Raw genomic sequence first — 21,471 nt, 5'->3', positions numbered from 1 at the left:
CTTCGCCGGCAATCTCGGCGCTTGACCTGAAGAGCGCCCTCTCCCCAACCCTCTCCCTGAAGGGAGAGGGGGCTGGTCCGTGCCGAGAGGAGGAATGGTTTCAGCCGGAAACCTTCGGTGCTGCCGGCTAACTCCAGAACAGCCGTTTCTGCCCAACGGTCCCCTCTCCCTTCAGGGCGGGGCGCGCAGCCGAGGGTTAGGGAGAGGGGACGGAGCCAAGCCATGGCGTCGAAGTCGCAGGTGACTCCAGTTTGCGAGCAAGCTCGCTCCTACAAGAGCGTGCTCACCGCTATCAAACAGCCCCATCCCGCCGCAACGCGGCGATCTGTTCTGCGTCGTAGCCCAGCTCCGCCAGGATCGCATCGTTGTGCTCGCCCAGCTTCGGGCCTATCCATTCGGCCGAGCCGGGGGTTTCCGAGAGCTTGGGCACTATGCCGGGCATCTTGAAGGGCTTGCCGTCCGGCAGCTTCGCCGAGAGGAACATCTCGCGGGCGAGGAATTGCGGATCGGCGAACATGTCCTCGGCGGAATAGATGCGGCTGGCCGGCACCTCGGCCTCGTTCAGCACCTTCAGCACCTCTTCCTGCGGCAGCGAGCGGGCCCAGCGGTCGATCACCCCGTACAGTTCGTCGCGCCGCGCATCGCGGCCGTCGTTGCCGGCCAGTTGCGGGTCGTCGGCCAGGTCCTGGCGGCCGATGGCGAGCATGAAGCGGCGGAAGATGGCGTCGCCGTTGGCGGCGATCTGCACGTGCTTGCCGTCGGCAGTGGTGTGCACCGAGGACGGGGTGATGCCGGGCATGATGTTGCCGCTGCGCTCGCGGATGAAGCCGAACACGTCGAACTCCGGGACCATGGACTCCATCATGGCGAACACCGCTTCGTACAGCGCCACGTCCACCACCTGGCCCTGGCCGCCGTTGACCTCGCGGTGGCGCAGCGCCATGAGCGCGCCTATGACGCCCCACAGGGCGGCGATGGAGTCGCCGATGGAGATGCCGGTGCGCACCGGCGGACGGTCCTCGAAGCCGGTGATGTAGCGCAGCCCGCCCATGGATTCGCCCACCGCGCCGAAGCCCGGCTGGTCCTTGTAGGGGCCGCTCTGGCCGAAGCCGGACAGGCGCACCATCACCAGCCTGGGGTTCAGCGCGTGGAGCACGTCCCAGCCCAGGCCGAGCTTCTCCAGCACGCCGGGGCGGAAGTTCTCGATGAGGATGTCGGCCTCGGCCAGCAGCTTCTTCAGCACCTCGCGGCCGGCTTCCTGCTTGAGGTTGAGGGTCAGCGAGCGCTTGTTGCGCGCCTGCACGAACCACCACAGCGAGGTGCCCTCGTAGAGCTTGCGCCACTTGCGCAGCGGGTCGCCGCCGTCGGGCGACTCGATTTTGGTCACTTCGGCGCCGAACTCCGCGCACAGGCGCGCGGCGAAGGGGCCGGCGATCAGGGTGCCGAGTTCCACGACCTTGAGGCCGGCGAGGGGTTTGGCGGTGGCGTTCATCGAAGGTTTCCGTCAGTCGGGCAGTGGGGCGACTCTAGGGCCGTCGCCGGCCCGCCGCAAGCCATGGCCGGGGCGGCGGCGCGGGCAAAGCTGACCGATCGGTTGTGAAGGCGTTCCGCGATCGACGCCGGACGCGTAGAGTAGGGAGCATTCCCACACCCTTTTCAGGCCGGCCGGGTATCCGCTCATGGGCGCCGTTGATCTTCCTCCTTCCGTCGACCCTACGTCGCCTGCGCACGGGATGCCGAAGGAGGGCGCATGTCGCTGAGCCTGCCCACCCTGCTGCTGGTGGACCTGTACATCCTCGCCCTGGTCGGCGTGCTGATGTTCTTCGCCTGGTACGGCGGGCGCCGCGAGCCGACCCTCGGCTACATGGCCGCCATGCTCCTGCTCGGGGCGCTGTCCACCTTCCTCATCGCCCTGCGCAGCTTCGGCCTGGAGACGCTGGCCATCGTCGCCGGCAACATGGTGGTGGCGCTTTCCTGCGCGCTGCTGTGGACCAGCATGCGGGTGTTCGCCGGGCGCGCGCCCTACTGGCCCGGCGTGGCCGCGGGGGCCGTGCTCTGGCTGCTGCTGTGTCTGTGGCCGGTCTTCCTGCAGTCGATGGTCTTGCGCATCCAGGTCCACTCGGCGCTGACCGTGGTCTACTGCCTGCTCGCCGCCGCCGAGCTGTGGCGCAGCCGCCAGCGCCTGGAAGTGCCGCTGCGGCCGACCCTGGCCCTGTTGCTGTTCCACGCCGGCTTCTACACCCTGCGCATCTTCGTCGACCGCGGCGAGGTGCCGGTGGTGCCCGCCGGCACCTACACCACCCTGTTCACCCTGCTGGTGTTCGAGACCATGATGGTCGCCGTCGGCCTGGCCTTCACCACCCTGACCATGGTCAAGGACCGCGCCGAGCTGAAGTTCCGTTCGGCGGCCCTGAGCGACCCCCTGACCGGCATCGGCAACCGCCGCGCCTTCATGGATTCCGGCGAGCGCCTGCTGCGCCTGTGCGCCGAGCGTGGCGAGCCGGTGGCGCTGCTGGTCTGCGACCTGGACAACTTCAAGCGCCTCAACGACGCCTACGGCCACCCGGTGGGCGACCGCGCCCTGCAGGAATTCAGCCGCATCACCGCCTCGCGCATGCGCCGCCAGGACGTGTTCGGGCGCATCGGCGGCGAGGAGTTCGCCTGCCTGCTGATCGGCGCCGGCACCGAAGCCGCCTGCCAGGTGGCCGAACGCATCCGCCGGGAGTTCGCCGAGGTGCCGTTCGTCGCGGATGGCCTGCTCAGCGTCAGCATCGGCGTGGCCACCAGCGAGGAGGGCGGCTACGAGCTGGCGCGACTGCTGTCGCTGGCCGACCAGGCGCTGTACCTGGCCAAGGCCAAGGGCCGCAACCGTATCGAGCTGTCGGCCCCCAGGCCGGGGCGCGAGGGCCGCGGCCACCGCTGAGCGCGACGGGGGCGGCAGGGCCGGCGCAATCGGGGTAGACTTGCCGCCTTCGCATCGCTGGGATAGACCATGGCCCTCTCCGCCACCCCCTACAAGGCCGACATCAGCCTCACCGACCTGGACCGCGGCGTCTACGAGACGCTGCGCTTCACCGTCGCCCGCCACCCCTCGGAAACCGAGGAGCGCCTGGCGGTCCGCCTGATCGCCTTCGTGCTTTGGTACAACGAGCAACTGGCCTTCGGCCGCGGCCTGTCGGACGTCGAGGAACCGTCGCTGTGGGAGAAGAGCCTGGACGACCGTATCCTGCACTGGATCGAGGTCGGCCAGCCGGACAGCGAGCGCCTGGTGTGGTGCTCGCGGCGCTGCGAGAAGCTCTCGCTGCTGGCCTACGGCAACCTGCGCGTATGGACCACCAAGGTCCTCGACGGCGTGCGCCACCTGAAGAACCTGAATGTCGCCGCCGTGCCCCAGGAACCGCTGGAGGAGCTGGCCCGCGACCTGCCGCGCTCGATCAACTGGACCGTGATGATCAGCGAGGGGACGATCTTCGTCACCGATGAGAACGGCCAGCATGAACTGCAACTCGAATGGCTGATGGGCGAACGCTGAGTTGCGCTAGCTGCGCGTCGGCCCGGCTGCGTTGAAAACAGGCCCGGGCTTGCTCATTTACACTCGGTAAACTCCGCGCCCGTGCCTGTTTTCGCCTAGCCGTGCTCTAGCTCGCAAGGCGCAAGGTCAGGCTGAAATGGAAGGATTGGAAAGCTCTGATGCGCATCGACCCCCGCCCGTTGCCGGAAACCCTGCCCGACCTCGGCGACCTGCCGCCACTGCTGACCCGCCTCTACGCCGCCCGTGGCGTGAAGTCCGCCGAGGAGCTGGACAAGGGCCTGGCGCGGCTGATCCCGTACCGCCAGCTCAAGGGCATCGACGCCGCTGTCGAGTTACTTGTAGATGCCCTGGAGAAGCGCCAGCGCATCCTCTACGTCGGTGACTTCGATGCCGACGGCGCCACCGCCAGCAGCGTCGGCGTGCTGGCCCTGCGCCTGCTCGGCGCGGCCTGGGTCGACTACCTGGTGCCGAACCGCTTCGAATACGGCTACGGCCTGACCCCGGAGATAGTCGCGGTCGCCCTGGAGAAACGCCCGGAGCTGTTGGTCACCGTGGACAACGGCATCTCCAGCATCGACGGCGTGGCCGCGGCCAAGGCCGCCGGGCTGCGCGTGCTGGTCACCGACCACCACCTGCCGGGCCCTGAGCTGCCGGCGGCGGACGCCATCGTCAACCCCAACCAGCCGGGCTGCGAATTCCCCAGCAAGGCCATGGCCGGGGTCGGCGTGATCTTCTACGTGATGCTCGCCCTGCGCGCGCGCCTGCGCGAGCTGGACTGGTTCGCCCGCAGCGGCACGCCGGAGCCTAACCTGGCCGAGCTGCTCGACCTGGTGGCCCTGGGCAGCGTCGCCGACGTGGTGCCGCTGGACGCCAACAACCGCATCCTGGTGCACCAGGGCCTGGCGCGCATCCGCGCCGGCCGCGCCCGCCCGGGCCTGCGCGCGTTGCTGGAAGTGGCCGGGCGTGATGCCCGGCGCATCACTTCCACCGACCTGGGTTTCATTCTCGGCCCGCGGCTGAACGCCGCCGGGCGCCTGGACGACATGTCCCTGGGCATCGAATGCCTGCTCTGCGAGGACGAGGCCCTGGCCCGCGACATGGCGGTGCAGCTCGACCAGCTCAACCAGGACCGCAAGGCCATCGAGCAGGGCATGCAGCGCGAGGCCCTGGCCCAGCTCAAGGAGCTGCCGGTGGAGGAAATGCCCTTCGGCCTGTGCCTGTTCGACCCGGACTGGCACCAGGGCGTGATCGGCATCCTCGCCTCGCGCCTGAAGGAGCGCTACCACCGCCCGACCATCGCCTTCGCCGACGCCGGCGACGGCAGCCTCAAGGGTTCGGCGCGCTCGGTGCCGGGCCTGCACATCCGCGATGCGCTGGACGCCGTGGCCGCGCGCCACCCGGGGCTGATCAGCAAGTTCGGCGGGCATGCCATGGCCGCCGGCCTGTCGCTGCCGCAAGGGCACTTCGGCGCCTTCGCCGCGGCCTTCGACGCCGAGGTGCGCCGCCAGCTCAGCGAGGACGACCTCACCGGGCGCATCCTCTCCGACGGCCAGCTGAGCCTGACCGAGTTCCACCTGGAACTGGCCCGCGCCCTGCGCCAGGCCGGCCCCTGGGGCCAGCACTTCCCCGAGCCGCTGTTCCACGGGGTGTTCCAGATCGTCCAGCAGCGCATCGTCGGCGAGCGCCACCTGAAGCTGGTGCTCAAGACCGAGTGCGGTTCGCTGCAGCTGGACGGCATCGCCTTCAACGTCGACCGCGAGGTCTGGCCGAACCCGACGGTGCGCTGGGCGGAAGTGGCCTACAAGCTGGACGTCAACGAATACCGCGGCAACGAGAGCGTGCAGTTGATGGTGGTGCACCTGGCGCCACGCTGAGCTCGCCGGCCGATGGGTATCGCTTCGCAGGGTTTTACGAGCGCCCACTTCAGGCAAAAAGAGACCCGCGCAAGGCGGGTCTGAAATCGCCGCAGGAGAGAACGCGGCGAGCGTGGTTGGTCTTTCTCAGGCGCCGGCCAGCGCCGCGTTGCGCCGGGCCAGGCGGCGGCGCCAGGCGCGGTACAGCGGCAGGCCGAGCATCGCCGCCACCAGGGCCCAGGTGCCGATGGCGATGGGGCTGGACCAGAGGATGCCCAGCTCGCCGTTGGAGATCGACAGCGCGCGGCGCAGGTTCTGCTCCATCAGCCCGCCGAGGATGAAGCCCAGCAGCAGCGGCGAGAGTGGGAAGTCGAGCTTGCGCAGGATGTAGCCGAGGATGCCGATGCCGACCATCAGGAACAGGTCGAAGGTGGTGGCATGCACGGCGTACACGCCGATGGCAGTGATGATCGCGATGCCCGGCACCAGCGCCCAGTTCGGCACCGAGAGGATGCGGGTGAACACCCGCACCATCGGCACGTTGAGGATGATCAGCATCAGGTTGGCGATGAACAGCGAGGCGATCAGGCCCCAGACGATGGTCGGCTGCTCCTGGAACAGCAGCGGGCCGGGGGTGATGTTGTACAGGCTGAGCGCGCCGATCATCACCGCGGTGGTGCCCGAGCCGGGCACGCCGAGGGTCAGCATCGGCACCAGGGCGCCGCAGGCGGAAGCGCCGATGGCGGTTTCCGGGGCGGCCAGGCCGCGCATGTCGCCCTGGCCGAACTTGCCGCTGGCGCCGGCGTAGCGCTTCTCGGTCATGTAGGCCACGGCGCTGGCCAGGGTGGCGCCGGCGCCGGGCAGCACGCCCATGACGAAGCCGAGCAGGCCGCAGCGCAGGTTGACGACGAACACCGAGGCCGCCTCCTTGAGGTTGAACAGCATGCGCCCGCTGGCTTCCACGGCCTTGTGCCCGTGGTGGGTCTTCTCCAGCAGCAGGAGGATCTCGCTGACCGAGAACAGGCCCAGCACCAGCACCACGAACTGGATGCCGTCGGCGACGTGGATGCTCTCGAAGGTGAAGCGGTACACGCCGCTGTTGGCGTCGATGCCCACGCTGGACAGGAACAGCCCGAGCAGCGCCGCCAGCAGCGTCTTCAGCGGGCGGTCGCCGGCCAGGCCGCCGAGCGCGACTATGGCGAAGACCATCAGCACGAAGTATTCCGCCGGGCCGAAGGCGATCGCCCATTTCGCCAGCAGCGGGGCGAACAGCACCATGCCGCAGGTGGCGATGAAGGCGCCGATGAACGAGCTCCAGGCCGACAGCGACAAGGCCACGCCGGCCAGGCCGTTGCGCGCCATGGGGTAGCCGTCCAGGGTGGTCATCACGGTGGAGGCCTCGCCGGGGATGTTCAGCAGGATCGAGGAAATCCGCCCGCCGTATTCGCAGCCCAGGTACACCGCGGCCAGCAGGATCAGCGCCGACTCCGGCGGCAGGCCGAGGGCGAAGGCCACCGGGATCAGCAGGGCCACGCCGTTGATCGGGCCCAGGCCCGGGAGCAGGCCGACCACGGTGCCGATCAGCGTGCCGATCAGCGCGGTGACGAGGTTGTAGGGGCTCAGGGCGACGCCGAAGCCCTGCCCGAGATAGCTCAGGGTATCCATGACGGTGTCCTCAGAAGGGCAGGAAATCGAGCACGCCGCGCGGCAGCGGGACGTCCAGGGTGCGGTCGAAGAGCAGGTACAGGCCGATGCTCAGCAGCGTGCAGGTGAGCACGCTGACGGCCGGCTTGCCGCCATAGAGCAGGGCGATGAAGCTGCCCACCAGGGCGCTGGCGAGGATGAAGCCCAGCGGCTCGAAGAGCCCGGCGTAGACCAGCAGCAGGCCGATGCACGCCACCACCTTGCGCAGCAGCGCGCCTTCCAGCGGCTGCTCGTCGTCGTGGCGGGCCGGGGCGGGGCGCAGGATCAGCCAGGCCAGGCCGATCGCCATCAGCGCCAGGCACAGCAGCGGGTAGGCGCGCGGGCCCACCGGTTCGTAGGAAAAGGGCGCCTGGTAGTTCCAGGCCACGGTGGCCAGGCCGAGGCAGGCCAGCAGCCAGGCACCGGCGAACAGCCGCTGCGGCAGCGAGTGGGGGGCGTGCATGTCGGGAACCTCGCGGCTTACTGGATCAGGCCGAAGTCATGGGCCATCTGCCGATAGCGGGCGACCTGCTGCTTGACGTAGCTGTCCAGCTCGGGCCCGGTCATGGCGAAGGGGAACAGCTCGCGCTGGTCGCGCAGCTTGGCGAAGTCCTCCGAGGCCAGCAGCTTGTCGAACGAGGCCTTCCAGAACTGGTAGTCCTCGTCGCTGACCTTGGGCCCGACGTAGAAGCCGCGCACCACCGGCCAGACGATGTCGAAGCCCTGCTCCCTGGCGGTGGGAATGTCGGCCATGCCCTCGTCCTGCAGGCGCTCCTCGGCGAACACCGCGAGCAGGCGCATCTTGCCGGCGCGGATGTGCGGCATGGAGTCGGAGATGTCGGTGCTGCCCACCTGGATGTGCCCGCCCAGCAGCGCCGTGGCGATCTCGCCGCCGCCTTCCAGGGCGACGTAGCGCAGCCGCTTCGGATCGATGCCGGCGGCCTTGGCGATCAGCGCGGTCTGCATCCAGTCCTGGCTGCCGACGGTGCCGCCGGAGCCGATCACCACCTTGCCCGGGTCGGCCTTGAGCGCGGCCACCAGGTCGGCGAGGTTCTTGTAGGGCGAGTCGTCGCGCACGGCGATGGCGCCGTAGCTGGTGCCGATGGCCGCCAGCCACTTCACCGCGTTCTCGTCGTAGCGGCCGAACTTGCCCTGGGCCAGGTTCAGCAGCGAGCCGCTGGAGAAGGCGGTGATGCTGTTGCCGTCGGCCGGGCGCTGGGCGACCACGGCGTTGTAGGCCACCGCGCCGACGCCGCCGGGCATGTAGGTGACGCGCATCGGGCTGCTCAGCAGCTTCTCGTCCAGCAGGGCGCTCTGCGCCAGCTTGCAGGTCAGGTCGAAACCGCCGCCGGGGGCGGCCGGGGCGATGCATTCCGGGCGCTTGGGCTCGGCGTGGGCGACGGCGGCGGTGAACAGCGCGCCGGCGGCGAGAAGCAGGGGGAGGGTGCGGAGCTTGGTCATCATCGGGGCCTCTTCTTGTTGTTGTTTACCAGATCGCCAGGGAATAGGTGAGGTAGACGCGGGTTTCGTCGGCGTTGCGGGCGAAGTTGGAACGGTAGGTGGCGTTGCGCAGGCGCACGCCGAAGTCCTTCAGCGGGCCGCTCTGCACCACGTACTTGAGGTCGGTGTCGCGTTCCCACTCGCGGCCTTCGCCGGCGCGCCCGTTGATCTCGGCGTTGTCGCCCTTGAGGTAGCGGTTCATCAGGGTCAGGCCGGGCAGGCCGAACACGGCGAAGTCGAAGTCGTGGCGCAGCTGCCAGGAGCGTTCCCTGGTCTCGGCGAAGTCGCCGACCTGGACGAAGTTCACCAGGTAGGGGTTGCTGCCGTCGATGTAGGGGAAGGCGCTGTCGCCGTCCATCTGCTGCCAGCCGACACTGAACTTGTTGGCGCCGATGGCGTAGCCGAGCATGGCGTTGAAGGCGCGGTTGTCGATCCTGCCGCCGCGGGCGGCGCCGTCGTCGTCGCTGATCGCCAGGCGCCAGTCGGTGGTCAGCTTGCCGTCGCCCAGCTTGTGGCTGCTGAGCAGGCCGACGAAGTGCTGGCGGTACACCTCGTCCAGCTCGGCATAGTGGTAGCGGCCGGTGAAGTGCTCGTCGAACTTGTAGTCGCCGCCGGCCAGGTCGTAGTGCTCGCCGGCGACGCTGCCGGTGAAGCGCTTGTTCTTGTTGTTCAGTGCCAGGTCCTGGGCATCGGTGGAGTCGCGGTCGATGGCCTTTTCCAGGCGCCCGCCGGTGAAGGTCAGGCCGGGCAGGTCGCGGGACTCCAGCAGGCCGCCCTCGAATATCTGCGGAAACAGGCGGCTGTCGTTGGGCTGCAGGGTGGGCAGGTCGGGGATCAGGCTGCCGAGCTTGAGTTCGGTCTGCGAGACCTTGAACTTGGCGGTCAGCCCGAGCTTGCTGTACTCGTCCGCGGCGCGGCCGTCGTCGTGGGTGGGCAGCAGGCCGCTGCCGGTGCGGTCGGGGCTGGAGTCGAGCTTGAGGCCGAGCATGCCCAGGGCGTCGAGGCCGACGCCGACGGTGCCGTCGGTGTAGCCGGACTGGAAGTCGAGGATGAAACCTTGCGCCCACTCCTCGCGCTTGGACTGGCCGGCGCCGTCGCGGAAGTCGCGGTTGAAGTAGATGTTCTGCGTCTGCAGCTTCAGGCTGCTGTCTTCGATGAAGCCGGAAGCCTCGGCTTCCCCGGCCAGGCCGCCGAGGGCCAGGGCCGCGCCGAAACCGGCGGGGAGAACACGGAACAGGACGGGATTGGCCCCACGGGCCGGGTGCTGGACAGTCAGCATCGGTGGACTCCATTTCTTGTTCTTGTGTGGATGGCGCCACGCCGCCAGCCGATTTTGGGACGATCTGCGTCGTCTGACGGGCGATCCTAGCGCCGCTGCCTTTCACCAGGCTTTCAGCCGTTCACAGGCGCCCGTGGGCGGGTAAACTGCGTGCACCTGTCCACATCCGAGCGAGGAATACCGCCGTGCGCATCCTTCTGGTCGAAGACCATCCGCAACTGGGCGACAGCGTGCAGCAGGCGCTCAAGGGCGCGGGCTGGACGGTCGACCTGCTGCGCGACGGGGTGGCCGCCGACCTGGCCCTGGCCAGCGAGGAATACGCCCTGGCCATTCTCGACGTCGGCCTGCCGCGCCTGGACGGCTTCGAAGTGCTGGCGCGCCTGCGCGGCCGCGGCAAGACCCTGCCGGTACTGATGCTGACCGCCCGCGGCGAGGTCAAGGACCGCGTCCATGGCCTCAACCTCGGCGCCGACGATTACCTGGCCAAGCCCTTCGAGCTGAGCGAACTGGAAGCGCGGGTGAAGGCCCTGCTGCGGCGCAGCGTGCTCGGCGGCGAACAGCAGCAGCGTTGCGGCGAGCTGGTCTACGACCTGGGCGCGCGGCGCTTCAGCCTGGCCGGCGAGGCGCTGACCCTGACCTCCCGCGAGCAGGCCGTGCTGGAAGCGCTGATCGCCCGCCCCGGGCGGGTGCTGAGCAAGGAACAGCTGGCCGCCCAGGTGTTCGGCCTGGACCAGGATGCCAGCGCCGACGCCATCGAAATCTACGTGCATCGCCTGCGCAAGAAGCTGGAAGGCGACGCGGTGCGCATCGTCACCTTCCGCGGCCTGGGCTACCTGCTCGAGGCCGTGGATGCCTGAGGTGCTCCGGCGCCTGGCCCTGCCCGGTTCCGGCAGCCTGCGCTGGCGCCTGCTGTGGCGCCTGGGCGGGTTGCTGCTGGTGCTGCTCCTGCTGGGCAGCCTGGCCACCTACCAGCGTGCCCGCCACGCCTCGGACATCGCCTACGACCGCACCCTGCTGGCCTCGGCGCGGGACATCGCCGACGGCCTCTACGACAGCGACGGCAGCCTGCGCGCCAACGTGCCCTACGTGGCCCTGGACAGCTTCGCCTACGACAGCGCCGGGCGCATCTTCTACCAAGTGATCGACACCCGCGGGCAGTCCATCTCCGGCTACGAGAACCTGCCGGCGCCGCCGCCGGGAACGCCGCGCACCGACGACTACCCGGCGCTGGCGCGCTTCTACGACAGCGAATACCAGGGCCAGGGCGTGCGCGTGGTCAGCCTGCTGCAGCCGGTCAGCCAGCCGACGGTCAACGGCATGGCGGAAATCCGCGTGGCCGAGACCCTCGGCGCCCGCGAGCGCCTGGCCCGCGAGTTGCTCACCGACACCCTGCTCAACCTGGCGCTGTCGGCGCTGGCCGCGCTGGTCATGGTCTGGTACGCGGTGAGCGCCGGCCTGCGCCCGCTCGACCGCCTGCGCGCGGCGGTGGAGGAGCGCCAGGCGGACGACCTGCGGCCCCTGCCGCCGGTGGCGGTACAGCGCGAACTGCGCCCGCTGGTGGCGGCGCTGAACCATTTCACCGTGCGCCTGCGCAGCCTGTTCGAGCGCCAGTCGCAGTTCATCGCCGAAGCCTCCCACGAACTGCGCACGCCGTTGGCGGCGCTCAAGGCGCGGCTGGAGCTGGGCCTGCGCGAGCAGGATCCGCAACGCTGGCGCGAGACGCTGGAGGAAGCGGTGCAGTACACCGACCGCGTCACCGGGCTGGCCAACCAGTTGCTGTCCCTGGCACGGGTGGAAAGCGGCGCCCGGGCCATCGCCGAGGGCGGCGGCGAGGCCATCGAACTGGGCGCCCTGGCCCGCGAGCAGGGCATGGTGCTGGCGCCGCTGGCCCACGCGCGCGGCGTGGCCCTGGCCCTGGAGGCCGAGCGGCCGGTGTGGATCAAGGGCGACCCGACGCTGCTCCACGAACTGCTCGACAACCTGGTGGCCAACGCCCTGGCCCATGCCGCCGGCAACGTGGTGATCCGCGTCGAGTCGCCGGCCGTGCTGGAGATCGAGGACGACGGCCCGGGCATCCCGGCGGAGGAGCGCGACAAGGTCTTCGGCCGCTTCTACCGCAAGCGCCAGGAGGGCACCGGGCTGGGGTTGGCGATCGTCGGGGAGATCTGTGCTGCGCACCGGGCTCGTATCGAGCTGGCCCATGGTGAGTTGGGTGGGTTGTTGGTGCGGGTGAGTTTTCCGCTGGAAGAGGCGAGGGGCGGCTAGGCGCTTTTCGTAGGAGCGAGGGGGACGCCTGGTTCTTGCTCGCGAACAGCGCTTGCCGGCGGGCTTCGGTGTTTGGATTGACTCCGCTCCCTCTCCCCAGCCCTCTCCCTGAAGGGAGAGGGGGCTTGTCCGTGCCGAGAACAGGCATGGCTTCAGCCGGAAACCACCGTGATTGCCGGCTAACTCGGTAAAACCAGCCCACTCCGAACGGTCCCCTCTCCCTTCAGGGAGAGGGTTAGGGAGAGGGCGCTCTTCGGAGCGACACCAAACCTTTCCGGTAGAACGCTATTCGCGAGCAAGCTCGCTCCTCCGAAGAGCCCGCGCCAATGCCGGACCGGCAGCCTACTGCAACATCCCCATCGCCGCCTCCATGGCGGCCGACAGGTCCTCGTCCTCGTTGAGGTTGGCCTGCGGGTCGATGCCCAGCTTGGCGAAGGACGGGATGTCGCTCCAGTCCATTTCGGTGAAGGGATGCTGGCTGCCCAGGTAGCTCTGCAGGGTGGCGACCTGGACGATGTCCACGTAGTCGGCCTTGGCGGAGTCGCGGGTGAAGTCCAGGTAGTGGCCGGGCACTTCGGCGATGGGCGCGGGGAATTCCCAGGCCTTGAGGATGCGGTCGCCGATGACCGGGTGGATGCGCTCGATCACGTGGTTGAGGCTGATGGAGTCGGCCAGCAGTTCGCTGTTCTCCTCGGCGTAGGTGAGGATCGGCAGCACGCCGATCTGGTGCACCAGGCCGGCGAGGGTCGCCTGGTCGGGCATCAGCCGGGTGTAGTGGCGGCACAGCGCGTGGCAGATGCCGGCGACCTCGACGCTCTTGTTCCACACCTCGCGCATCTTGCGGTCGACCACGTCGGAGGTGGCCTGGAACATCTGCTCCATGGCCAGGCCCGTGGCCAGGTTGCTGGTGTAGTTGATGCCCAGGCGGCCGATGGCCATCTGCAGGTCGGTGATTTCCTTGTTGGTGCGCAGCAGCGGGCTGTTCACCACCTTGATGATGCGCGCGGTGAGCGCGGCGTCGTTGCCGATCACCCGGGCCAGGTCATGGATGCTGACGTCCGGGTCCTCCGCCGCCTCGCGGACCCGCAGCGCCACCTCGGGCAGGGTGGGCAGCACCAGTTCGTCGTTGTCGATGGCCCGCAGCAGTTCCTGTTGTACTTTTTCGGCAAGCTTGCTCATGGCAGTTCCTTGAGGGACGCCGGGCTCCCCACCCGGCAGGCGATTCGGTCAGCGCTGGATTTCGCGGTCGCTGTCGAGAACGTAGGGCAGCGTCAGCAGGCGCAGGGCCGGGCCGTCCTCGGCCTGGCCGAGGCGCACGCGGCCGTCGGCCACGGCGTCGTCCTGCAGCACCGCCAGCAGCTCGATGCCTTCGGCGGCGCGGGCGGCCAGCACCACTTCGCCGACGCTGCTGCCGTGCACCGGCGAGAACAGCGCGGCGCCCGGCTCGGGCAGCTCGGCGGCGTCCAGCGCCAGGCGGTGCAGGCGGCGCTTGAGGCGGCCGAGGTACTGCATGCGCGCGACGATTTCCTGGCCGGTGTAGCAGCCCTTCTTGAAGCTCACGCCGCCGACCGCCTGCAGGTTGATCATCTGCGGGATGAACAGCTCGCGGGTGGCGCCGAAGACCTGGCCGACGCCGGCGCGCACCTGGCCCAGCAGCCAGTCGTTGAGGGTGCCTTCGTCCAGGCCGGCGTCGAGCGCCTCGCGCACTTCGCCGGCGCGGGCCGCCGGCACCCAGAGTTCGGCGCGGCCATGGCCCAGGCCGATGGCCAGCAAATCACCGTTGCGCGCCACGCGGTCGGCCTCGGCGGGCGGTTCCAGGCCGAGACCGGCGAGCACGGCGTCGCCGCCGCTCAGGCCGAAGCGGAGCCAGGCGGCGCTGTCGTCGCTCAGGCTGGCCTTGGAGAACACGGCGTACTTCTTCAGGTCGGCCAGTTGCCCTTCCAGCAGCTCGGCGGCCAGCGCCAGCAGGTAGCCGTCGCCCTCGGCGACGATGCGGAAGCTGGAGGTCATGCGCCCCTTGGGCGTGCAGCGGCCGCCCAGGCTGGAAGTCGTGGCATCGAGGTAGTTGAGGTTGCAGGTCAACTGCCCCTGCAGGAACTTGGCGGCGTCCGCGCCACGGACGGCGAGGACTCCTTCGTGGGTCAGGGCGGTGTAGAACGCGGAATCGGCCATTGCGGGTCGCTGGAAGAAAGTTAGGCTTTCCATCATAGAGCCGGGGCCTGCGCTTGTCAGCGGGTGCCGCCAGGCGAGGGCATGCGTATAATGCCGCTCGCTTCACGGAATCCGGCAGGCGCCGCACCGTGGGGTTTCCGATGTAGCGCCGAGGACCCGCAGATGACCGACGAAACCGAACTGAAACGACTCTTCTGGCACAGCCGCCGCGGCATGCTGGAGCTGGACGTGCTGCTGGTGCCCTTCGTGCAGGAGGTCTACCCGGGCCTGGACGCCGAGAACCAGGCGCGCTTCCGTATGCTGCTGGAATGCGAGGACCAGGACATGTTCGGCTGGTTCATGCAGCGCGGCGAGCCGGAAGACGCCGACCTGCGCCACATCGTGCGCATGATCCTGGACCGTGTCCAACCGAAGTGAGCCTTTCGAGTGCCACTGGCGGCCGTCCGAGCGGCTGCTGGCGGCCTACCTGGCGAGCCAGGCGCTCGCCGTGGCGGCGCTGTATCTGGCCGCCATTCCCGCCTTCTGGCAGGTCGCCGGCCTGCTGCTCTGCCTGATCCATGCCCTGTGGGTGCTGCCGCGCCAGGTCCTGCTGCGCAGCCGCCACGCCTACCGCGCTTTACGCCACGACGCCGACGGCTGGCAGCTGTGGAGCCCGGCCGACGGCTGGCAGGCGGTGCAACTGCGCGCCGACAGCCTCGCGCTGCCGGCGCTGATCGTGCTGCGCTTCCGCCTGCCGGGCCAGCGCCTGAGCCGCGGCCTGTGCCTGCCGGCCGACAGCCTGGCGGCGCAGGCCCACCGCCGTCTGCGCGTGCGGCTGCGCTTCAGTCGGGGAAGATGGGCGGCGCCGCAGTAGCTTCAGCGCGGCCTGTTCGCCAGCTCCGCGCCCTGGCGTAGCGCCTCCAGCAGGCTGCGTTCGTCGGCGATGCCCTTGCCGGCGATGTCGAAGGCGGTCCCGTGGTCCACCGAGGTGCGCACCACGTCCAGGCCGACCGTGACGTTCACCCCGGCTTCCAGCCCGAGGACCTTCACCGGGCCGTGCCCCTGGTCGTGGTACATGGCCACCACCAGGTCGAAGTCGCCGCGGCCGGCGCGGTAGAACAGGGTGTCGGCCGGCAGCGGGCCGGTGACGTCCAGGCCCCGCGCCTGCAGCAGGCTGACGGCGGGGATGATCTTTTCTTCCTCTTCGCCGTAGCCGAACAGACCGTTTTCCCCGGCGTGCGGGTTGATGCCGCAGACGCCGATGCGCGGCTGCGGGATGCCGGAGCGCACCAGGGTCTCGTGGCCGCGTTCGATGGTGCGCTGCACCAGGCCGGGCTCGATGCGGCGTATGGCGTCGATGATGCCGATGTGGGTGGTGACGTGGATGACGCGCAGCTTGGGGGCCACCAGCATCATCGAGACCTCGTCGACGTTGGTCAGGTGGGCGAGCAGCTCGGTGTGGCCGGGAAACTTGTGGCCGCCGGCGTGCAGGGCCTCCTTGTTCAGCGGGGCGGTGCAGATGGCGTCGATCTTCCCGGCCTTGGCCAGGTCCACCGCGCGGGCGACGTACTGGTAGGCCGCATCCCCCGCCACGGGGGAGAGCACGCCGAAGGGCAGGTCGTCGGGGATGAGCCCGAGGTCGATGCAGTCGATCACGCCCGGCTCGAAGCGGGCGTCGTCGGCATCCTCGATGCGCCGTACCCGGGCCAGCCCGCCGAGCAGCCGGTCGGCCTTCTCCAGGCGCTGCGCATCGCCGATCACCAGGGGGCGGCAGAATCGGTGGAGCCCGACGCTGGCCAGGCTCTTGACGATGATCTCCGGTCCGACGCCGGCGGCGTCGCCCATGGTGATGCCGATTACGGGAAGATAGTCGTTCATGGGTGGGGCACTCTGAATTCAGGAGGGGGACTGTTGCGCGTCGCGCAGGTGGCGCCACGCGCGATAGAGGGCTTCGGGGCTGCCGAAGGCGCCGGCCTTGGTGACGATGCCGGGCCGGTGGCCGCCCGCCGGGGCCAGGGGATGGCTGAGGACGCTGCCGGCCTCGATCTCGCCGACCAGTTGCAGGCCGTCGATGCCGACCGCGCCGAGCATCGCCCGCGCGGTTTCGCCGCCGGTGGCGACCAGGCCGCCGACCCGATGGAAATGCGGCTTGAGCAGGGCGGCGAGATTGGCCGAAAGCAGGGCGCCCTCGGCGGGATCGGGGCGTTCGTCGCGGCCGATGCGCAGCAGCAGGTCGCGGCCTTGTTCGAGCAGCGCGCCCACCTGCGCCTGCCAGTCCGGCCAGTCGGCATGCTCGCTGCCCTGGCGCAGCACGGCCGGCGGCAGGCTGAGCTGGCGGATGTCGCTGCGCCGCTGGAGTTCCTCGCATTGCCGGTCGGCGATGGCGGAAAGGCTGCCGGCCAGCACTACGGTCGACAGCTGCGATGGGGGATGCCCGGCCTCGGCGGGGATTGCCTGCGAAGAGGAGGGCGCAGGCGCTTCGGTTATCTGCCTTGCCAGGCCCCCGGAGCCGACCCAGAACGCCCGGAGTTCCGCCTCCGCCGTTTCCCGTGCCAGCAGGCGCAGGTCCTCGGCCGTCTCGGCGTCGAAGATCAGGGCCTGGACGCCGCGCTCCATGGCCGACTGGATGATCCGGGCCACTTGCGCCGCCGACTGGCGCAGCTGTTCCAGCGCGCAGTGTTCGACGCGCAGCCCGGCGGCGCCGAGCATCCTGGCCATGTCGGCCGGCGCATCGGCATGTTCCAGGCGCCAGGTGTCGGTGCTTTCCAGCGGCGCGCCGTGCACCAGCACCTGGCCGTCGCGCACCGTGCGGCCCATTTCCGGAAAGGCGGGGGCGACCAGCGCCAGGCCCGCCAAGGGATGCAGCGCGGCGACTTCCGCGGCCCAGTTGCCGCGCAGGGTCGAGTCGATCTTCTTGTACAGCCGCTGGCCCGGCCTGGCCAGGGCATGGAAGGCCGCGACGCTGCGCTGCGCGGCCTGTGCCGCATCAAGGCGGCGGCTGTCGGTGTCCACGGCGATGACCTCGACCTGCGCCTGCGTCGGCCGGGCGTCGAGCATCACCAGGCTTCGCCAGCCGCGGCTGGCGAAGCCCACGGCACAGTCCGCCGCGCCGGACAGGTCGTCGGCGATGATCAGCATGTTCATCGAGGCGACTCCGGCGCCATCGAGTCGCGCTGCCCGGCGCTTTCGGCCCGCTGTCTGACGCGCTTGGCCAGGGTGGAGACCAGCACGGGCGTGAGGATGGCGGTGACCACCACGCAGGAGGCGACCAGCATGGTGGCGCTGGCGGCGGCCGGGGCGTAGACCGGGTTGGCGGCGGCGACCAGGGCCGGCACGGCCGCGGCATTGCCCGCCGTGGTAGCCGCCGCGGCGCCGGCGACGCCAGTGCCGCCGGTCAGGCGGTCGGCGAAGTACAGCGGGATGCCGGTCAGCACCACCACCGCCACGCCCATCAGAAGGCCGAGCACGCCGGCCTGCCAGACCTTGTGCAGGTCCAGGCTGGCGCCCAGGGCGAGGGCGAAGAAGGGGATCAGCACCGGCACCGCCTTGCCGAGGAATTCGCGCATTTCACGGTCCAGGTTGCCGATGAGGATGCCCAGCAGCAGCGGCAGTATCGCCCCCAGCAAGGTCGGCCAGGGGAAGGCCGAGAGCCCGGCGACGCCCAGGGTGAGCATGGTCAGGAAGGGGCCGGACTCCAGGGACATCACCGAATAGGCGCCGACGTCCTCGGGGCGGCCGTATTGGCCCATCAGTGCCATGTACAGGCCGCCGTTGGTGTCGTTCATCGCCGCCACCACGGCCAGCGTGGACAGGCCGGCGAAGAACCCGGCCGAGATGGGTTGTTCCCCCAGGAACTGGCCGAGCAGGATGCCGAGGAGCATCGCCGTGCCGACCTTGGTCGCGAACAGCGCGCCGCCTTTCTTCAGCAGGTAGGGCGTGGTGCGGACGTTGATGCTCGCGCCCATGCAGACGTAGAACACCGCGAGTATGGGCAGCGCGCCGGTGAACAGGGCATTGGTGAAGGAGCCGAAGAATTTCGGCGTGTCCGGCGCGAAGGTGGCCACCAGCGAACCGAGCAGCAGCGGGACGATCATCATGCCGCCGGGAATACGCTCGATCGTGCGCTTGATCGGGATCTGGATCATGGGCAGGTACCTGTTCGTTCTTGTTCGACTTGTTGTAGGGGAATTTGATCGAATCGCTCATTTTTATGATTGATTCGATCATAAGGATGCGATTTAAAGGACAAGTCCTGCGCAAGTCAATCATGAGCTTGCGCATTTCGATCAGTAGAGGATGGCTGGCAGGTCGCGGAGGGTGGCGGCTGGAGGGCTGGGCGGGGTGCGAGAAGGGGCGGGCTTCAGCGGGCGGAGGGGCTGGCCGGCGCCAGTTCGACGGTGGCCATGGGCAACTGGCGGAAGGGTTCGAGCGTTCTTTCGTCCGGCGTCGAGGTGATCAGGCGCCATTCCCGCTCCAGCGGCGTCCAGTGCTGCTGGCGCGCGCGGCCCAGCTTCTCGGCGTCGGCCAGTATGTACACCTCGGCCGCCCGCCTGATCACGCATTCCTTGAGGTAGGCCTGCTGGGCGCTGGCTTCGCAGAGGCCGAACCCGGCGACGACGCCGTCGGCGCCGAGGAAGGCGCGGTCGAAGCTCAGCCGGCTCAGCGACAGTTCCGCCAGCGGGCCGAAGGTGCTCATGCCGGTGCTGCGCAGATCGCCGCCGATCAGGGTGATCCGCACGCCCGGGGCATTGGCCAGCGCGGTGAGCGCCAGCAGGTTGTTGGTGATGACGTGCAGGTTCTGCAACGTGCGCAGATGCGCCGCCAGCGCCGCGCAGGTGGTGCCGCTGTCGAGGAAGATGCTGTCGCCCTCGCGGATGTGCGCGGCCGCGGCCCGGGCGATGGCCACCTTTTCCTCGCGGTGGCTGGCGTTGCGCTCCTCCAGGCTGGCTTCCGGCTCGTGGGTGCCGATCAGCGCGGTGGCGCCGCCGTGGGTCCGCACCAGCCGCCGCTGTTGGGCCAGCAGGCTGAGGTCGCGGCGCACAGTGGCCTCCGAAACGCCCAGGGCGGCGCCCAGTTCTTCCACGCTGGTGTCGCGGTGGCGAACGAGGTCGAGGATGGCGCGCTGGCGGTCGGTCGGTTTCATGGCGGTCTCGCTTTGCTGTCGGGGCTGCCGGTTGGCCGTTGCGCAGGCCGCCCGCGGTGGCGGGCGGGGCGGGCTAGCGGGGGCTGAGGATGGTGTCGCGCGCCTCGGGCAGTAGCCCCGGGTAGTCCAGGGTGTAGTGCAGGCCGCGGCTTTCGTGGCGCTGCATGGCCGAGCGGATGATCAGGTCGGCGACCACGGCGAGGTTGCGCAATTCGATCAGGTCGCGGCTGACCTTGTAGTTGCTGTAGAACTCGTCGATCTCGCTGAGCAGCATCTGCACGCGGTGTTGGGCGCGCTGCAGGCGCTTGGTGGTGCGCACGATGCCGACGTAGTCCCACATGAAGCGCCGCAGTTCGTCCCAGTTGTGCGCGATGATCACGTCCTCGTCCGAGTCGGTGACCTGGCTTGCGTCCCAGCTCGGCAGGGCCGGGGTGGCCGGGGTGCTTTCCAGGCGCGCCTGGATGTCGGCGGCGGCGGAGCGGGCGTAGACGAAGCACTCCAGCAGCGAGTTGCTGGCCATGCGGTTGGCGCCGTGCAGGCCGGTGAAGCTGGTCTCGCCGATGGCGTAGAGGTGCGGCACGTCGGTGTGGCCGTGCTCGTCCACCAGCACGCCGCCGCAGGTGTAGTGGGCGGCCGGCACCACCGGGATGGGCTCGCGGGTAATGTCGATGCCGAAGGTCAGGCAGCGCTCGTACACCGTGGGGAAGTGTTCCTTGATGAACTCGGCCGGCTTGTGGCTGATGTCCAGGTACACGCAGTCCACGCCCAGGCGCTTCATCTCGTGGTCGATGGCGCGCGCGACTATGTCCCGCGGGGCCAGTTCGGCCCGCGGGTCGAAGCGCTTCATGAAGCGCTCGCCGTTGGGCAGGCGCAGGTAGGCGCCTTCGCCGCGCAGCGCCTCGGTGATGAGGAAGCTCTTGGCCTGCGGGTGGTACAGGCAGGTGGGGTGGAACTGGTTGAATTCCAGGTTGCCGACGCGGCAGCCGGCGCGCCAGGCCATGGCGATGCCGTCGCCGGAGTTGCCGTCCGGGTTGCTGGTATAGAGGTAGACCTTGCTGGCGCCGCCGCAGGCGAGCACGGTGAAGCGCGCCGAGAAGGTGTCCACCTCGCCGCTGTCGCGGTTCAGCACGTAGGCGCCGAGGCAGCGCTGGCCGGGCAGGCCGAGCTTGCGTTCGGTGATCAGGTCGACCGCCACGCGCTGCGCCAGCAACTCGATGTTCGGGCGCTGCCGGGCCTGTTCCAGCAGGGTGTTGAAGATGGCCGCGCCGGTGGCGTCGGCGGCATGGATGATGCGCCGGTGGCTGTGGCCGCCCTCGCGGGTGAGGTGGAATTCGAAGCCGTTGTCCTCGCGGCCCGCCTCGCTGTCGCGGGTGAAGGGCACGCCCTGGTCGATCAGCCACTGGATGGCCTCGCGGCTGTGCTCGACGGTGAAGCGCACGGCGTCTTCCCGGCACAGGCCGGCGCCGGCGTCCAGGGTGTCCTGCACGTGGGACTCGACGGTGTCGGTGTCGTCCAGCACCGCGGCGACCCCGCCCTGGGCCCAGAAGGTCGAGCCCTGGGACAGTTCCCCCTTGCTCAGCACGGCGATGCGCAGGTGCTGCGGCAATGTCAGGGCCAGGCTGAGGCCCGCGGCCCCGCTGCCGATCACAAGGACGTCGTGATGAAAGTGCTCGCTCATGCCCGGATTCCGATTGGTGGCGGCCTAGTATATAGAAGGGGGGATCGGCACAATAGCGGCCTTGTGCCTGCCGCCGTATTTCTGGCGCAAGCCCCGCGTTCATGCGCCAGGGGCGGCAGGTGGAACTATTTCAGTCTTTCTGGTTCTAACGGTGAATGTCCGAAACCTTCTTGCAACGGGGTTCCCGACGCGCGAGAAGGCTGTGGTTGTTCGCCGATTGCAGTGGATTTTCAAGGGCTTGGACAATGGGTCCGGCCGGGTCGCGGTGAAGCGACAAAAAAACTGTGCGGCGTACGCTTGGAGGGGAGAACTTTTGCAAGACATCCGAGTCTATCTTGGCAGAGCGATTCTGCAGGGTGCTCGCAGCTCCTCCGGGCTTGTTGAGGA

Annotated in this window: 19 protein-coding genes; 7 read left to right on the top strand and 12 right to left on the bottom strand. The window is 69.3% G+C overall.

Annotated elements, in window-relative coordinates; translation table 11 throughout:
• Positions 1-292: 292 nt before the first annotated feature.
• Entirely contained in the window at positions 293-1,492 is a 1,200-nt protein-coding gene (locus IG194_RS07145; protein WP_058487310.1) for a CaiB/BaiF CoA transferase family protein, read from the bottom strand.
• Between the two features lie 258 nt (positions 1,493-1,750).
• Here IG194_RS07145 and IG194_RS07140 point away from each other — a divergent pair, with 258 nt between their 5' ends.
• The 3 genes from IG194_RS07140 (at position 1,751) to recJ (ending at position 5,406) form a co-directional block, all read left to right on the top strand.
• Positions 1,751-2,923: a sensor domain-containing diguanylate cyclase gene (locus tag IG194_RS07140; RefSeq protein ID WP_043271405.1), complete on the top strand. Its 1,173-nt coding sequence runs from the start codon at positions 1,751-1,753 to the stop codon at positions 2,921-2,923.
• A gap of 69 nt (positions 2,924-2,992) precedes the next feature.
• Positions 2,993-3,532: a YaeQ family protein gene (locus IG194_RS07135; RefSeq protein ID WP_009616386.1), complete on the top strand. Its 540-nt coding sequence runs from the start codon at positions 2,993-2,995 to the stop codon at positions 3,530-3,532.
• A gap of 158 nt (positions 3,533-3,690) precedes the next feature.
• Entirely contained in the window at positions 3,691-5,406 is a 1,716-nt protein-coding gene (gene recJ, locus IG194_RS07130; RefSeq protein WP_043314930.1) for a single-stranded-DNA-specific exonuclease RecJ, read from the top strand.
• 126 nt (positions 5,407-5,532) lie between these two features.
• Here the strand turns inward: recJ and IG194_RS07125 are convergent, their stop codons facing one another.
• The 4 genes from IG194_RS07125 to IG194_RS07110 are packed head-to-tail and all read right to left on the bottom strand — an operon-like array spanning position 5,533 to position 9,847.
• The gene (locus IG194_RS07125) at positions 5,533-7,050 is read right to left on the bottom strand and encodes a tripartite tricarboxylate transporter permease (protein WP_043271401.1); all 1,518 of its coding nucleotides are present in this window, start codon (positions 7,048-7,050) and stop codon (positions 5,533-5,535) included.
• Positions 7,051-7,060: 10 nt separating this feature from the next.
• Positions 7,061-7,531 carry a tripartite tricarboxylate transporter TctB family protein gene (locus IG194_RS07120; protein ID WP_058487309.1) on the bottom strand — a complete coding sequence of 157 codons (471 nt, stop codon included), beginning with the start codon at positions 7,529-7,531 and terminating at the stop codon, positions 7,061-7,063.
• A 17-nt stretch (positions 7,532-7,548) separates the two neighbouring features.
• Positions 7,549-8,532 (bottom strand): Bug family tripartite tricarboxylate transporter substrate binding protein, encoded by a 984-nt coding sequence (locus IG194_RS07115; RefSeq protein WP_058487308.1) that lies wholly within the window; start codon positions 8,530-8,532, stop codon positions 7,549-7,551.
• A gap of 22 nt (positions 8,533-8,554) precedes the next feature.
• Entirely contained in the window at positions 8,555-9,847 is a 1,293-nt protein-coding gene (locus IG194_RS07110; protein WP_058487307.1) for an OprD family porin, read from the bottom strand.
• A gap of 185 nt (positions 9,848-10,032) precedes the next feature.
• Between IG194_RS07110 and IG194_RS07105 the strand changes: the two genes are divergently transcribed.
• Together IG194_RS07105 and IG194_RS07100 are read left to right on the top strand one after the other, a co-directional pair.
• The gene (locus IG194_RS07105; protein WP_009616396.1) at positions 10,033-10,704 is read left to right on the top strand and encodes a response regulator; all 672 of its coding nucleotides are present in this window, start codon (positions 10,033-10,035) and stop codon (positions 10,702-10,704) included.
• Entirely contained in the window at positions 10,697-12,112 is a 1,416-nt protein-coding gene (locus tag IG194_RS07100) for a sensor histidine kinase (RefSeq protein WP_058487306.1), read from the top strand. Before IG194_RS07105 ends, IG194_RS07100 begins: the two co-directional genes overlap by 8 nt.
• Positions 12,113-12,454: 342 nt before the next feature.
• Here IG194_RS07100 and IG194_RS07095 read toward each other — a convergent pair whose 3' ends face one another.
• Together IG194_RS07095 and IG194_RS07090 are read right to left on the bottom strand one after the other, a co-directional pair.
• Entirely contained in the window at positions 12,455-13,291 is an 837-nt protein-coding gene (locus IG194_RS07095) for an HDOD domain-containing protein (RefSeq protein WP_009616407.1), read from the bottom strand.
• A 48-nt stretch (positions 13,292-13,339) separates the two neighbouring features.
• Positions 13,340-14,284 (bottom strand): YgfZ/GcvT domain-containing protein, encoded by a 945-nt coding sequence (locus tag IG194_RS07090; RefSeq protein ID WP_058487305.1) that lies wholly within the window; start codon positions 14,282-14,284, stop codon positions 13,340-13,342.
• A gap of 162 nt (positions 14,285-14,446) precedes the next feature.
• On the opposite strand from IG194_RS07090, the gene IG194_RS07085 reads away from it, so the two are divergent.
• Complete coding sequence (locus IG194_RS07085; protein WP_009616418.1) at positions 14,447-14,701, top strand: succinate dehydrogenase assembly factor 2; 255 nt, start codon at positions 14,447-14,449, stop codon at positions 14,699-14,701.
• Complete coding sequence (locus tag IG194_RS07080; protein ID WP_058487304.1) at positions 14,685-15,137, top strand: protein YgfX; 453 nt, start codon at positions 14,685-14,687, stop codon at positions 15,135-15,137. Before IG194_RS07085 ends, IG194_RS07080 begins: the two co-directional genes overlap by 17 nt.
• 2 nt (positions 15,138-15,139) lie before the next feature.
• On the opposite strand, the gene pdxA is transcribed toward IG194_RS07080, so the two are convergent.
• The 5 genes from pdxA to nadB all read right to left on the bottom strand — a co-directional run bounded on the left by pdxA (position 15,140) and on the right by nadB (position 21,084).
• A complete protein-coding gene (gene pdxA, locus IG194_RS07075; RefSeq protein WP_058487303.1) occupies positions 15,140-16,141 on the bottom strand; it encodes a 4-hydroxythreonine-4-phosphate dehydrogenase PdxA in 1,002 nt (333 codons plus the stop codon).
• Between the two features lie 18 nt (positions 16,142-16,159).
• A complete protein-coding gene (locus tag IG194_RS07070) occupies positions 16,160-17,407 on the bottom strand; it encodes a four-carbon acid sugar kinase family protein (protein ID WP_058487302.1) in 1,248 nt (415 codons plus the stop codon).
• On the bottom strand, positions 17,404-18,408 hold the full coding sequence (locus IG194_RS07065; RefSeq protein ID WP_043314938.1) for a 2-keto-3-deoxygluconate permease: 1,005 nt from the start codon (positions 18,406-18,408) through the stop codon (positions 17,404-17,406). The genes IG194_RS07070 and IG194_RS07065 overlap by 4 nt, the downstream gene beginning before the upstream one ends.
• Before the next feature lie 215 nt (positions 18,409-18,623).
• Positions 18,624-19,406 carry a DeoR/GlpR family DNA-binding transcription regulator gene (locus tag IG194_RS07060; RefSeq protein ID WP_009616431.1) on the bottom strand — a complete coding sequence of 261 codons (783 nt, stop codon included), beginning with the start codon at positions 19,404-19,406 and terminating at the stop codon, positions 18,624-18,626.
• A gap of 73 nt (positions 19,407-19,479) precedes the next feature.
• Entirely contained in the window at positions 19,480-21,084 is a 1,605-nt protein-coding gene (gene nadB / locus IG194_RS07055; protein ID WP_009616433.1) for an L-aspartate oxidase, read from the bottom strand.
• Positions 21,085-21,471: the final 387 nt, after the last annotated feature.

It is taken from the genome of Pseudomonas sp. ADPe (genome assembly GCF_014843515.1).
In the GTDB taxonomy this organism is placed as follows: domain Bacteria; phylum Pseudomonadota; class Gammaproteobacteria; order Pseudomonadales; family Pseudomonadaceae; genus Pseudomonas; species Pseudomonas citronellolis.
The sequence above is the reverse complement of the archived record's forward strand: the minus strand, read 5'-3'. Positions and strand labels throughout refer to the sequence as shown.